Below are 12,685 nucleotides of genomic sequence, written 5' to 3'. Positions count from 1 at the left end.
CTGGGCACATAAGAATAACTTCGTCGAATTTCTGTCCGACTTTATTCTCTTACAGCGCCGAGTACAGTACGGCCAAGTCTGCTTTTTTATTTAGTAGTTTTAATGCCTGGCTAAAATGCTGCTGGGTAACATGAAAGCGAGCGTAAGCTCTTTTTGCTGGCAAGCCTTCAACTAAGTGAGCGCGGAGCGCATTTTTTTTATTTTCGCTGGTGATGCCCGTCAACTGTAGCAATACCTCAAACTGCTCTGCGCTTTCACAACCTTGAATCAGTGTTTTCATGCTGAATACTCCATCGTTTTCCCCCACGACTGCATTTCTGAGACGAGTTCATCAAGCGGAAGATCCCTAATTTCGTGATATCGATACGGCTTGTTACGCAGCTGGCCATCATCAACCCACCATTCCCCGCCATCGGCATCCATCACCCGACAACCATCGAACAGTAAACGCTCAATATTAACTGGGTCAGTAATCCCCACCTGCGCAAGGTGCCTGATAATTCGGCTGTCAACCTCCTCCAAAATAGGGTCTGTACAGTTATTCCTACAAGTCCAAGGAGAGCCAAAAGCCGAAGGCAACAGCGCCATACTCCACTTCGGCATAGCTTCTTTGAGTTCTTTTCGTGAAAGGCGGCTTTCGGCATTCATGGCGCGGTTAACTGTGAATAACTCTTTGCGGCGCTGCTTAAGTGCCTTGTATGCGTCTTGTTCTTCGTCGGTTGCCTTGCGCAACTTCCAGCGCTCGCCTCGGGTAATGAGCAAGCGCTTTTCACCAAAGGCAATGCCGCTAATGCCTTGCACGCGCTTAGTGGCCTCGCCGTATTGGTTGCCCTCTGGTGTCACGTCATAATTGAGCGATAGCTGGGCGTGTTTCATGGCCTCTTCATAGCCTTTCCAATCCGAGCTACAAGCCGCAGCCCTTGCTGCCTCAATCTCAGGCGATTGCGGGCCAATCTTTAAGCGGCGTAATTCGCGCCATATCTGCACCGACTCAGCGCCATAAAACTGGTATTGGCGAATGCCATATCTACTGGCCCATGCGGCTACGCGGGCGGAAGCCGCCTCGATGGTTTGGCCTGATTCCAGTTCAAGCTCTTGTTGGCCATGCATGTGATCCCCGGGGATGCCTTTAAGCAAGTACTTGATAAAGTAACCAGCAAGGCCGCTTTTGCCGTTCGCGTCTTTCCTGATGGGTTCTATCTTTAGCCTGTGCTCTGCCGCACCTGGTTCATCGCCATCAACCTGATAGGCGTACTTGGTAATAATTGCTCTCACCGCCGCTTCATGCTCAGGCTTAATTACCCACGCCATATGCCAGTGTGGCGTCGAGTCCTTGTGCGGCTCAGCGACACGAAACCCTAAAAATGGAATGTTGCGATAACCCAATGCCGATCGCATTTTGGCAAAGGTATCAACGAGGTATTTCTGTGCTCGCTTGGCATTGCCAAGATCCCACTTATGCGAATTGGAATGGTATTTACTCGGGCAAGTAAGCGTTACTGCCAGCGCAATCATGCCCGCGGCATCGGCGATTTCTTCTAAGCCGCGGTTACGCACAATCAGCTCTGTGACACGGTTTGTCGGGTTGGCGTTACCTGCCATTGCCGCCTCAATCAGCGGTAAGATCACCCCATCATCATTTTCAATCATGGTGCTTTCAAGCCACTGCATGGCCGTCTTTTGCTGTGACTGCCACTCACTAAAGCACTCATCGCTGACAAAGGGGGTTTGTTTGGTCACAAGGCCAACCACTAAACAAAGATGTTCACAGCACTGGTCGCGCAGTTTTAATAGCTTCTTGCCCCACCATTTTGGGCAGGTCATCCGCAATATTGCGCACTCAGCCGCTTCGCTAATGTGGTCAATGTGTGCCGCTTGCCAGTATGGCGGCTCGATGCGCCATGTTTTGCACAGTTCGGCGGCAGCGTCATAGGCGTTAAAATAGGCCATGTCACTGTGGTCGGCAGCGGCAATCGCTTTAACCTGCATCATACAAGCGTCAGCCATTTGTGCGGCTACCTGCTTAAGTTCCTTGGATTTGCGATGCCGTAATAATCTAAATGCACTAAATGGCGAGGCCGCAACTAATGAGCGGCTTTCAGGGTCCAAATCCTCATTATCATCAAGCTCCTGCGTTGAGTGCTTAACAAACTTCATGCCCGATATTTTGCAAAACGGATACTGATGCCAAACCACGGTTAATTTTTTAATGGTCTCGCGTAAATACTCAATCCCTGCAACTGTGCCGCCATGGTTAACTCGCTGCTGATAGATATGTTTAACGTGATTGCGCACATGGTGCGACAGTGGCGCAATTGCAGTAAAGCCCTTGGTAACGGTAAAAGGCTCAATCTCAGCATCAAAAATATCTTGATACAGCCTTACGGTATCAACACGTTGTTGCGTCGGCTGGCTATCAATCCCATCGTCCCATAAATCCACCGCAGCGCCTTGGCACTGCGGTGCAGTCGCGAACATATCCAGCACAGCATCAGTGAGCGGCGTTGGCAAATGCTGCAAACGCCGTTTGAAAGGAAAAGGAGAAGAGGTGCGCGCGCTCATTGGGTAATACGGCTCCAGCTCAGCGTTTTGCTGAAAAAATGCTCGTGATACAACCAATAGCGTCAGCGGTGTAAGCCGCTGTCGCCTCAGTAGTACGTGCAATCTTTTTAGCCAATAACACTTCGTCACAACCAAGCGCCTGCCAGTAAAGGCATTCAAGCGCGCCCAATACCGCAGCTAATCTTGCGAGGCTTAGCTCTGTAGGGTCTTCTTGGTACTGTCTCAGGCGGATCAATAAATCCGCCCGATTAGCCCTAAAGTGCTGCAACAAATGCGCGAAACGGTGCGACTTTTTAGCCATTACTCAGCCGCCATCTTTAAAATCAGTTCGCGGGTAAGCTGGCAGTCATACAGCGCACGGTGCGCCGTTCCTTCCAGCGTAATGCCCTGCTGCTTTGCGGCATTAGTGAGCGAATGCCACTTAAAATCACCATGGCCGTGGTTCCAGTCGCCTTTGTACTGGGCATAAACTCGCATTGCGCAGTACAAATCACAGGTAAAACTTAAAACGTAGTTTGCGAAGTAAGCTGCCGAAGAATGCAGCATGTCAAAGTCAAATGGGGCGTTATAAGCAACAACCACCCGACCTTGTAAAATGCTGACAATGCTGTCGGCGATCTCAACAAATGAAGGTGCATTTTCAACCATTTCATTATTGATGCCATGAATGGCGGTTGCCTCAGGCGGGATGCCACCCAACTTTACTGGTCTAACGAGGGTGTTAAGCAGTATTAAGCCGGTACGCGCTTCGATAATGCTGATTTCTACAATTTCACTGCCCCAATCAAGCCCTGTGGTTTCGGTATCGAGGATCAGCGCATCATTGACTATCCACGACTGAGCAACAAAATGGGCTGCATGGTTATGCTCTTGGATATGCTGATGCATCGTTTTTCCGTGTCCTATTGGTTTCATTTTTGCCCCACTTTTTAAAAAAATTAGTTTTCTTTCAGCTTCCGCTCTGCCCAAGTCAATCCCAATAAACTCTGGCTTAATAAACACAGGTTTAAGTTCAGTGCTTGTACCTTCAAAGCTTTTAGCTAGCTGCGATTGGTCCTCTGCCGCCTCAGAAAGCTCTCTAACATCATCTTCTGAATAACACTCAATTTCGTCGTCAGCTTTTACACGTTTTACGGCCTCTAAAAAGCCGTCATACCAGCCATCGCCATAGGCACTGACTAAATCCGACTGGTAATCAGCAAAGCAGCGATCGATATTCGCCAGCAATGTTGTTTGCATTTCTTCTGGTGAGGCTGGTTCACCTGGCGAGCAAAATCCCGCGAAAAAATCACTGATTTCAGATTGAATAAGTTTTTTAAGGTTGCTCATAGATGAAGCCCCCACAATGGCAAACGCCAAACAACTGATAAGTGACAGGGCTTGGTTGGTCTTCACGAGTAAGGCCTGTTCGTAATATCCTCGTGTTTTTACCGCGAGACCGCACCAGCACGGCATCATCACCATCAAGCGCAATGATTTTTCCTGACACAGAATGAAAGCTTGTAGTGCGAACACCCGGTTTAATTCTCATAAACTTAACGTTGTCACCCACGGCAAAAGAGGCAGGGTTAGGCACTTTGTACTTGTTGCACACAGGGCATTTAAAGTTGCTCATTCTGCACCCCGTCTTTCTCCAGCTCTCGGCCACACATTGGGCAATAGCTACATAGGATGCTGACCTGCTTTTTGGTAAGGTTTGCTTTAGGTTCACCATTGCGTTTCTGTTCTCGATATGAGATTTCAAGCTTTGGATTGACTGGGCAGCGGTCGCCAGAAAAGAAATAGGAATAGTTCATCCACTCAACATTAAAATCAGTGATTGGGCCTTTTATCTCTTCCTTTAATTTAGCTTTAGCGCGATTCAAAACATCATCAAAACAGTTGCACTTTTCTGTACTCATACCGCCCCCTCATGTAACTCATTTAGGCTGATGCCCAATTCTCTGGCTAACTCAATGTCCTCAATGCGCCGTGCGCGGGCACGTTGCGCTCGCTTTGCTTCACTTACTTGGCTACGGCTGGCATAAGGCAAACCGTCACTGCGCAAACCTGCAGGGTGACGACCGTTAAAAACGGGGCGTGGCTTATAGCCGAGTTCGGCGAGTATTTCGCGCTGATTTGAATGCGGCTGGCTCATGCATGTACCCCGCTTTGTAATGGACGGTTAAATAACACCAAGTCCCATAACGATTGTTTAGAAATCGACTTGCCATTAATGGCGATCACCTTGACTTTGCGATTGGGCAAAGGCGTCACCACACACTGATACTTTTTCGATGTCCGGATATTGGATAACTTGCCTGACGCATCAACGGCGGTAATACCAAGCTCAGCGGCTAACATCCCCGCGCTATAAAACTTGCCCGTAGCTAACATGCGCTCAGCGGCTGCTAACGTACTCATACACTGTCTCCTGTTGTGGTTTTGCCAGCTGGCACACGCAGCCTTTGCTCTGCATTCAGCGCAAACACCTCCGCATCTTGCTGAGTAAAATCACTCAGTTCTGCACAGGTAAATGTTTTAGTTACGCCCCATCCTTGGCTATCACTTGGGGTATATGCCAACTCAATATGCTCAGGATGAAATACACTTTGCGGGACATGCTTAAGCACCACAGTGCCGTGTTTGGTGGTAAAGGTGATCATGCAACCTCCCTCGCCATTGCGGCGCGAGAGAGTGCCATCATTGAAAAAGCAAGTTCACTTGCGAGGTGCATGCAATCACATCCATCTGTTAAACGAGCAGCCGCCCTCGAGATGCCTATTGCTTGTGCCTCATAGTGCTCAGCCACCCGATATGCTTTTTGGCTTATGGCTCCGGCGTGATTTGCGAACAGTTCCGCCATTAGCGACCGTAGCTGTAAATGCTGTGGATTATTTAAGTCGAACTTAGGCTCAAAAAGGCTCATGCTTCCACCTGCTCAATGCTAAATTGGCTTCTCGCGTGTCGATTAACCTCGTCAAGTCGCTGCTTTAGTTCCTCGTAAATCTCTGATGCGCTCTCATCTTCAAGAGACTGAATTAACTCATCCAACAAGTCGTACATGCCAATAATCACGGCTGTGCTATTGAATTGATTCAGTGCAACCAGCTCCGCTTCTGTCAGCTTTAAAATTTTCATTGGTCACCTCCCTGCTCTAGTGCTCTGGCTCGGCCATCATGTCTTCATGCAGCCGCTCAAGTTCATCAACCAACTCGCTACAGGCGTGGTAAAGCACTGAATCGTTCAACACTTGTAGCGCCACGCGCTCAAGCCCTTGGGCCATACCGCGATAACGCGCGGCACTGATGGGGTTAGCATCCGCCAATGCATCACCATGGCGGGTATGCACATCCACCATTAGCCGGCGCATGCTGACGTGATAATGGTTTTTTAGGTCGAAATTGAATTGGTTCATAAAGGCATTAGCCTCCTGCGCAGTAGTCAGCGCTGACAAAATTGGGGTAGGAACTTGAACAGGGGTAAAAGTTACTGCTATGCTTGATTTAGTCATTTGCGGGATCCTCTCTCCGAATGATGGAAGCCATAACCGTTACAGCGGTTGTGGCTTTGTTTTTTCTGCGGCTCTGGTTGGTCTTGCTTTTACGTCACTCCCAAAATACTTGTTGCGTATATACGCAATCGCGAGGCGGCTCTTAGCCAGCTTGGCTTCACTGAACTCTGCGAAAGCCGGTACTTGTACCCAATCTGGCACTTCAATCGTGGTGCCCTCTATTTGCCGATAACTCATTGCACTCTCCTTACAAATAGGCCTAGCGAATGCCGTTAAGCGTTGCCCAAGGGGCGGTACGCTTTTGGGTTTCGTACACTTCGTCGGCCAGCTTTATCGCGCCAATCATGTTGATATAGCGATTACCGCGGGCAACGGGCTGATACACAGGTAATAAGCCGTTATCCATCAAGCTTTTAACCGTGGATAACTCCACGCCCATCCGCTCGGCATAACGCTCTGGTGAAAGAAATGGCACAAAGTCCGCGCCAATGGTGATAGGTGTCATTGCTAATTCCCTTGTATAAACAACCGCTGCTTGTAACAATCGGTGGTAACGCCTTGATAAAACCGTAACCTTGGAGTGCCCATGTCAACTGATCCCATCGTCGAAGCCTGTGTTGAAAAACTGTTTAAAATAATCACCAATAAAGACGCTGGAATAAGCCACAGCGTTGATACCGTCAGAGCCAAAGAACTGTTTAAAGCCCTGCATAAAAAAGGTTTTGCTTTGCATGAACATCACATTTATAGCCTTGCCCTTGTTGACGGCTGGCCTAGTGAACACGCTAGAACGCTGGCTCAACTGGCGGCTCACATTGGTGCTGGCAAGCGTGTCGTCATTAAGCCCCCGCGTAACTGGGGCGAACCGACGGTTAACCAAGTGATTGCCGAACATCAGTAACGTGCTCCGCTGCGCCACACATCGAGCAGCAAAAATAACTGCTGCTCAAACCCTGCAATCCCACCGTAAAAGCGGACAAACTCTCCCTGTGGGTGCTCTGTTGCGGCTTTAAAATCAGACACTGCAAAACAAATCATCGTGTCTAGTGGGTGGTGCACGGCTCTTAACGCGGCAGTACGCTCTGCCACATCCTCAACATAGTCCGCATCCGCAGGTGATTTACTCATTGAGCGCCTCCTCATTTAATGCGCTGTACCACTGGTCAACTAGCGCAAACATTTCACGCTTAAACCGCTCAACCCCGCCGTACATTTCAGCAAATTCAGGGTCTTGTACCGCGTAGTAATAATCCGATGCCGCACGGCAAACCTGTTGCTGTAACGGGCTACCCGCAAGGCGCAACAACCATTGGCGACCACGGAACTCTTCCTCATCCCACGCCGCTTGCTCGGGGGATATTTGCGCGGCTGCATCATCAATCGCCGCTTGCGTTTGTGTTTCCATCATCTTTTCCTTACGCCCCTAGTCGTTCAGTTGTGGTTTGCGGGTAGCGGCTAGGCCAAATCACTTCAGGGGCTACCCCTATCGCCTCGGCCACAATGCGCTCAGCTTTTGGATACTTAACGCGAAAGACGTTGTTTAACGTGCCCGCTTTTAACTGCGCCTCAGCCGCTAACTGGTTAAGGCTTAAGCCGCGTTTTTCGAGCTCAGCTTTAATATCAGCACGATGCCAATCAGCTGTTTCTGCTGTTTTTTTCGCTTTCATTGGTGTACCCTCTTACATTAAGTTGTAATGTCTTGCTGTAAATACATTTGATGACATAAATAATGCTTTTGAATACACCTCGTGTCAACACATGAAATCAAATAATTTATTTAATATTTTTATGTGCTTGATTAATTTGGTTTTTATTTGTTGTGTTGACGTGGCACTTGGTGGGCTTGTGTTTTTTTGTATTGAGATATGACTTATCTGATAGTCGATAAGTAAAAAATGTAATTTGACATGACAAGAGGAACTTAAATGTCATCAAAAGAGTGGTTTTTAGCAAAAGATTTGGCTGGGATTGAAGGAATGCCAAAGTCGCTTTCAAGCGTTAGTAGAAAAGCATCTTTAGAAAACTGGGAAAAAAGACAAGTAGATGGTGTTAAAGGAGTAACATTTGAGTACAGCATCAAGTCTCTTCCTGAAAAAACTAGAAATTTTTTACAGCAAGGTCAAACGTCTAACGAACCTCTTTCAGAAGAAGTCCCGATTAGCATCCCCTATTATGAGATTTACGCCTCTGCTGGCTCAGGGTTGATCCCGAGCGAAGGCGAATATTCACCCCACGGTATTAATATCTCCCCGCAAATTTTGCTTAACTTTGGCGTGCCGCCGACGGAGTTATTTGCGATTGCGGTTAAAGGTGACTCGATGGAGCCGGCATTATTTGAAGGCGACATTATTATGGTCAAACGCATCAAGCCTCCGCTGTTAGTGCTTGAAGGGGTTTATGTGTTGCGCATTGGTGGCGAACTGTTTATTAAGCGCATCCAGTTCAACAAGTTTGAAGCCTACCTACAGGTTGACAGTGATAACGATTTTTACCGTAGCTTCACCATTAAAGGTGAAGACTTAAATCAAGTTGAGATTATTGGCGAGGCCATGCTCGCCTTAGGCCGCATCCAGCGCATTAACCCACTGCGTTACCGCGCTAAAGAACAGCCAGTAAAGCAATAAGTCGCCTCATGTGTTGGTGGTTTTTAATAAGGATGTTTTTATGAGTAAACAAACAAAAGACGAATGGGTTAGCGACAATCTTTTCCGCTTCCATATAGCGTTAGAGTCGCAGTTCCAGCGCGGTCTTATCTGTCCTATATGCCATAACGATGCAGGTTGGGGCGTACCTTATAATCAACCCACTGATGAGCGTATTCGTATCTTGTGTGGCAGATGTGGTTATGTGATGGATTTTCACGGCCAGTATGTCAAAAATATCTTAGACTCAGCCAAGGAGTTACCCGATAATGAGTAATATCCATCACGTTAATTTTGACACAAAATCTAAGCATTCAGGGGGCGGTGGCGGTATGGAAGAAAGAATCGCAAGGCTTGAATCCGATGTTGAATACATCAAACGCGATATCGGTGAAATTAAAACTGATATGAAAGATGTGAAAAAATCACTGTCAGATCTCAAGCTAGAATTTATAAGCCTAAAGCTATGGCTTTTCGGAACGGTACTGACATGCACTGGATTAATTATCGGTGTCATTAAGTATCTTTGACATTACCCCCTATGAAATGAAATTTAAGTCACCTTTAAATAGCTCATCATCGATGGCAATAAAAAAATACCTTAAAGCCTTAAACCCCGACTGGCCGAATAAATTTGTCGAGATCAATGGTAATTGCACCATCGTCGGCAAAGTCGTGTTTACAGGTAAGGCGCTGTAATGCACTGGCAGGCAGTGCAAAGCAAAGGGAACCGTTACGATCTTTCCCACATTCACCCGCACGAGTTCAGATACCAGCGCAATGATTTGGCCATCACTGTGAGAGTGACTTATGGCTTTCATGTGTTCACGGATGAAAAGGCTGATGGCGACCTAATAAGATACAAATATGAGGAACGCTATTTTTGTATTGATAGATATGATGCTAGTTTTCAATTACGGCAGCTTATCGAAACGAAAATGACTGACGCTTATGTGGTGCTTTTTTTAGCAAATAAACACAAAGAGCAGTTTTATTATTTAGATATACATGATTACACAGTGTTTTTTGAGTTACGAAAAGCCGATCAACACACATTGAAATGCCATGTAGTGTCTGCTTACATTAAAGATCGTTGGGGGAATTTACCCAGAGGTAAGAGATATAAGTGGGATTTTATCGCACATGCTAAAATGAACGAGTTGAAGATTAAGTGAATTTAAGACAATAAAAAAGCACCCTATGGTGCTTTTTTATTTAAACTTTATCGGTCTGGTCTTTGATTATCCTGTTCTCAGACTAGGGGTTAACTCACGTTAACCGACATCGATACCCCACGTAATAGCCGTGGTTCCGGTCTGTATCAACGCCATCACTATAGTAAAAATGGTTCCATAGGTCAACACAAATTCCCTTTAATTGGGTTGCTTTTGGTTGCTTATGATTTAGTTCTACGTAAAAATCCACATCTACAAAAACAGTGCTGCGGAGCTTGTGGCGGGCGCTTACCGCTTAAGTGAGTAATGCAATAGCCTCGTAAGCAACCCGTATTATTTACATGCAGTTAAAGGAATTAAACGAATGGATACCGTTCTAGCATTATTGTTTTTAGCGTCATCAACTATTTGTGTGATTGGGTTTCTTAAACCCTCTTGGGCAGGCAAAGCAACTCGCGGGCAAGTTTTTAAATTCTATGGCCTTGGCGCCATCGCCTTCTTATTCCTCTTTGCTGTTTTTATGAACCCTGTTGAATCTTCTCCAGATACATCAACAGTTCAAGCAGAACAAAAGCCAGAGGTGAAAGCGCCAATCGAGCAAGCCCCAGCAATTACCAAACCTGTTGCACATGAGTATCAAGTTATTGCAGAGGAAAATACCAGCATGCCTGGTAGAGAACGTCTACGCTGGCGCATTGTTGCTCCGACTGCCTTAACACAATTAGATAGGGCTGAAACAGCAAAGGCTGCGGCTAAAGATCTTCAAGAAAAAACAGGTGCCGATTTTACCCATATATTCCTTGAAGCAGCTGAATTTACGGCTGGCTTTGGCAATGTATTAGCGATTGTCACATATGCGCCTGACGGCTGCGGTGTTACTGGTAAGGATTGTACTGGTAAAAAATGGGAGGTTAGCGCCTCAGCTACACAGCTAACAGATACACAAATGGCGGTTTGGAAGGCGTGGATTGATAATCGTGAAAAATTTATGCCAGATGGCTACGTAGATGAAGATCGTCTAAAAGAATTTCTTGCTAAAAAGTTTGATACCACTCCAGATAAGATCACCCTTCCTTGGGTTGAGCGTGATGATATAGCTCAGTAGTCGTGACTAATTGCACCAATAGGTTAAGGTTTTAAATGAGCATTACTAAAGTTGATAGCGGCTATCGTGTTGATGTTCGCCCTTCCGGCCGCAATGGTAAACGTTATCGACGCACGTTTGAGACCAAGACCGAAGCTGCGAAGTATGAAAAATACATATTGTCGCAGCACCATAATAAAGAATGGCTAGATGCGCCTATCGATAGGCGCCCATTATTGGAGCTAATTGAGCGCTGGTTTCATTTGCATGGCAAAAACTTAAAAGAGGGTGAGAACACCCGTAAAAAGTTAATTGCCACTTGTAAGCTGATGGGTAACCCGCAAAGCCAGCAAGTTAACACCAACTTTTATTTAAACTATCGGGCGCGGCGGTTAGATAAAATTACCCCTAAAACCGCCAATCTGGAGTTTGAGCGCCTGCACTCTTTATACAGCGTGCTCATTGCAGCAGGCGAATACCCTAGTGAGCATCCCCTCAAATCGGTATCGCTAGTTAAAACTCCTGCCAGAGACATGACATTTTTGACTAAGCCGCAAATTGAACATCTGCTCAGTTTGCTCTCTGGTGATATGTTGCTGATTGTAAAAATCTGCCTGAGCACGGGAGCGCGCTGGAGTGAGGCGCAGAACCTTACCAGCTCACAGGTGCTAAAAGACCGTATTAATTTTATAGATACCAAGAATGGCAAAAATCGCACTGTTCCGATCACTCGCGAGCTGCGCGCAGAACTACCCAGTGGCAATGGCCGTTTGTTTGCTGATTGCTACAAGCCGTTTCTAGCTGTGTTAAAATCCTCAGGTATTGAGCTACCCAAGAGTCAAGCAAGTCACGTATTGCGCCACACGTTTGCATCGCACTTTGTGATGAACGGTGGCAATATCCTCACATTGCAAAAAATTCTGGGGCATGGTTCGATTCAAATGACTATGCGCTATGCCCATTTGGCACCTGACCACTTATTCGAAGCAACGCGCTTTAATCCGTTGGCATGATCCACAAAATGCCCACATTGGTTTTTGTTAGTTTGATTTGCTTTGATTTAGATTGGTTTTGTTGTTTGCGATAAAATGAATTAACTCGCTGTTATAAAAGCATAAGTTGTCTAAAATCATGTATTTATGTTTTATACGCTAAATGGTGTAATAAGAGGCTAGCCCTCCTTTTTTGATGCCATAAGCTTGTTAATACCTGTGTGGTGAGTTATCTGCGGATTAGACGCAATGACTGGTGGTAATGATTATGTCTAAGATCGATGAACAACTATTTAGTGCCCATGAGCACGCACTGGAAAAAGAATTTGAGCTATGCCCTGAGTGTGGCAGCGAGTTGTCGGTAAAACATAGCAAACATGGGAGTTTTATTGGTTGTAACAACTATCCCACCTGCCAATATACCCGTCCCTTAGTGCAGCATGAATCGATTGAAACACAAGTGTTTGAAGGTTCCTAGTGTCATGAATGTGGCCATGAGTTAGCGGTCAAATCGGGGCGTTTTGGTATCTTTATCGGTTGCACTCTATATCCCAGTTGTACCCACATAGAAAGGCCAGATCAGGAGAGCGGTAAACCTGAGGTGGCATGTCCCGAATGCAAAACCGGTAAGCTTGAGCATCGCACCAGCCGTTTTGGTAAGAGTTTTTATGCTTGCAGTGCGTATCCCAAATGCAAATTCATCGTGAATTATCCTCCCGTTGCCGAAACTTGCCCGA

22 protein-coding genes and 1 pseudogene are annotated in these 12,685 nt (G+C 46.5%); 8 read left to right on the top strand and 15 right to left on the bottom strand.

Features of this window, described 5'->3' with window-relative positions; all coding sequences use genetic code 11:
• Positions 1–49: 49 nt before the first annotated feature.
• The 12 genes from ACK5NH_RS07080 to ACK5NH_RS07025 form a co-directional block, all read right to left on the bottom strand.
• Positions 50–280 carry a PapB/FocB family fimbrial expression transcriptional regulator gene (locus tag ACK5NH_RS07080; protein WP_416918700.1) on the bottom strand — a complete coding sequence of 77 codons (231 nt, stop codon included), beginning with the start codon at positions 278–280 and terminating at the stop codon, positions 50–52.
• Complete coding sequence (locus ACK5NH_RS07075) at positions 277–2,562, bottom strand: replication endonuclease (RefSeq protein WP_416918698.1); 2,286 nt, start codon at positions 2,560–2,562, stop codon at positions 277–279. The genes ACK5NH_RS07080 and ACK5NH_RS07075 overlap by 4 nt, the downstream gene beginning before the upstream one ends.
• A 19-nt stretch (positions 2,563–2,581) precedes the next feature.
• Positions 2,582–2,863 carry a hypothetical protein gene (locus ACK5NH_RS07070; protein ID WP_374927484.1) on the bottom strand — a complete coding sequence of 94 codons (282 nt, stop codon included), beginning with the start codon at positions 2,861–2,863 and terminating at the stop codon, positions 2,582–2,584.
• Entirely contained in the window at positions 2,863–4,077 is a 1,215-nt protein-coding gene (locus tag ACK5NH_RS07065) for an exonuclease domain-containing protein (RefSeq protein ID WP_416918696.1), read from the bottom strand. Before ACK5NH_RS07065 ends, ACK5NH_RS07070 begins: the two co-directional genes overlap by 1 nt.
• Positions 4,078–4,163: 86 nt before the next feature.
• Positions 4,164–4,463 carry a hypothetical protein gene (locus ACK5NH_RS07060; RefSeq protein ID WP_416918694.1) on the bottom strand — a complete coding sequence of 100 codons (300 nt, stop codon included), beginning with the start codon at positions 4,461–4,463 and terminating at the stop codon, positions 4,164–4,166.
• Complete coding sequence (locus ACK5NH_RS07055; protein WP_416918692.1) at positions 4,460–4,699, bottom strand: hypothetical protein; 240 nt, start codon at positions 4,697–4,699, stop codon at positions 4,460–4,462. The genes ACK5NH_RS07060 and ACK5NH_RS07055 overlap by 4 nt, the downstream gene beginning before the upstream one ends.
• The gene (locus ACK5NH_RS07050; RefSeq protein ID WP_416918690.1) at positions 4,696–4,965 is read right to left on the bottom strand and encodes a hypothetical protein; all 270 of its coding nucleotides are present in this window, start codon (positions 4,963–4,965) and stop codon (positions 4,696–4,698) included. Before ACK5NH_RS07050 ends, ACK5NH_RS07055 begins: the two co-directional genes overlap by 4 nt.
• Positions 4,962–5,207, bottom strand: coding sequence for a hypothetical protein (locus tag ACK5NH_RS07045; protein ID WP_416918688.1), 246 nt, complete (start codon positions 5,205–5,207; stop codon positions 4,962–4,964). The genes ACK5NH_RS07050 and ACK5NH_RS07045 overlap by 4 nt, the downstream gene beginning before the upstream one ends.
• A gap of 259 nt (positions 5,208–5,466) precedes the next feature.
• A complete protein-coding gene (locus ACK5NH_RS07040; RefSeq protein WP_416918686.1) occupies positions 5,467–5,682 on the bottom strand; it encodes a hypothetical protein in 216 nt (71 codons plus the stop codon).
• Positions 5,683–5,698: 16 nt separating this feature from the next.
• Positions 5,699–6,055, bottom strand: coding sequence for a hypothetical protein (locus tag ACK5NH_RS07035; RefSeq protein WP_416918684.1), 357 nt, complete (start codon positions 6,053–6,055; stop codon positions 5,699–5,701).
• A 39-nt stretch (positions 6,056–6,094) separates the two neighbouring features.
• Complete coding sequence (locus ACK5NH_RS07030) at positions 6,095–6,292, bottom strand: hypothetical protein (RefSeq protein WP_416918682.1); 198 nt, start codon at positions 6,290–6,292, stop codon at positions 6,095–6,097.
• Between the two features lie 22 nt (positions 6,293–6,314).
• Positions 6,315–6,560, bottom strand: a complete 246-nt coding sequence (locus tag ACK5NH_RS07025; protein ID WP_278892141.1) for a hypothetical protein — start codon at positions 6,558–6,560, stop codon at positions 6,315–6,317.
• Between the two features lie 81 nt (positions 6,561–6,641).
• Here ACK5NH_RS07025 and ACK5NH_RS07020 point away from each other — a divergent pair, with 81 nt between their 5' ends.
• On the top strand, positions 6,642–6,956 hold the full coding sequence (locus ACK5NH_RS07020) for a DUF1889 family protein (protein WP_416918680.1): 315 nt from the start codon (positions 6,642–6,644) through the stop codon (positions 6,954–6,956).
• Here ACK5NH_RS07020 and ACK5NH_RS07015 read toward each other — a convergent pair.
• From ACK5NH_RS07015 to ACK5NH_RS07005, 3 genes are read right to left on the bottom strand one after another with little or no spacing between them, the layout of a single operon-like run.
• Positions 6,950–7,183, bottom strand: coding sequence for a hypothetical protein (locus tag ACK5NH_RS07015; protein ID WP_416918678.1), 234 nt, complete (start codon positions 7,181–7,183; stop codon positions 6,950–6,952). The two genes, ACK5NH_RS07020 and ACK5NH_RS07015, sit on opposite strands and share 7 nt — an antisense overlap.
• Entirely contained in the window at positions 7,176–7,460 is a 285-nt protein-coding gene (locus ACK5NH_RS07010; RefSeq protein WP_416918676.1) for a hypothetical protein, read from the bottom strand. Before ACK5NH_RS07010 ends, ACK5NH_RS07015 begins: the two co-directional genes overlap by 8 nt.
• A gap of 10 nt (positions 7,461–7,470) precedes the next feature.
• Positions 7,471–7,722, bottom strand: coding sequence for a helix-turn-helix domain-containing protein (locus tag ACK5NH_RS07005; protein ID WP_416918674.1), 252 nt, complete (start codon positions 7,720–7,722; stop codon positions 7,471–7,473).
• Positions 7,723–7,980: 258 nt separating this feature from the next.
• Between ACK5NH_RS07005 and ACK5NH_RS07000 the strand changes: the two genes are divergently transcribed.
• From ACK5NH_RS07000 to ACK5NH_RS06970, 7 genes and pseudogenes are all read left to right on the top strand, one after another.
• Positions 7,981–8,679, top strand: coding sequence for a helix-turn-helix domain-containing protein (locus ACK5NH_RS07000; protein ID WP_416918672.1), 699 nt, complete (start codon positions 7,981–7,983; stop codon positions 8,677–8,679).
• Between the two features lie 40 nt (positions 8,680–8,719).
• A complete protein-coding gene (locus tag ACK5NH_RS06995) occupies positions 8,720–8,974 on the top strand; it encodes a hypothetical protein (protein ID WP_416918670.1) in 255 nt (84 codons plus the stop codon).
• Positions 8,967–9,227, top strand: coding sequence for a hypothetical protein (locus tag ACK5NH_RS06990; RefSeq protein ID WP_416918668.1), 261 nt, complete (start codon positions 8,967–8,969; stop codon positions 9,225–9,227). Before ACK5NH_RS06995 ends, ACK5NH_RS06990 begins: the two co-directional genes overlap by 8 nt.
• Before the next feature lie 168 nt (positions 9,228–9,395).
• The gene (locus tag ACK5NH_RS06985; RefSeq protein ID WP_416918666.1) at positions 9,396–9,872 is read left to right on the top strand and encodes a hypothetical protein; all 477 of its coding nucleotides are present in this window, start codon (positions 9,396–9,398) and stop codon (positions 9,870–9,872) included.
• A gap of 364 nt (positions 9,873–10,236) precedes the next feature.
• Complete coding sequence (locus ACK5NH_RS06980; protein WP_416918664.1) at positions 10,237–10,977, top strand: hypothetical protein; 741 nt, start codon at positions 10,237–10,239, stop codon at positions 10,975–10,977.
• Between the two features lie 35 nt (positions 10,978–11,012).
• Positions 11,013–11,969, top strand: coding sequence for a tyrosine-type recombinase/integrase (locus tag ACK5NH_RS06975; RefSeq protein ID WP_416918662.1), 957 nt, complete (start codon positions 11,013–11,015; stop codon positions 11,967–11,969).
• 247 nt (positions 11,970–12,216) lie between these two features.
• Positions 12,217–12,685, top strand: a pseudogene (locus ACK5NH_RS06970) (topoisomerase DNA-binding C4 zinc finger domain-containing protein); the annotation flags it as partial.

This window comes from Shewanella sp. (assembly GCF_047975355.1).
GTDB lineage: Bacteria > Pseudomonadota > Gammaproteobacteria > Enterobacterales > Shewanellaceae > Shewanella.
The sequence above is the reverse complement of the archived record's forward strand: the minus strand, read 5'-3'. Positions and strand labels throughout refer to the sequence as shown.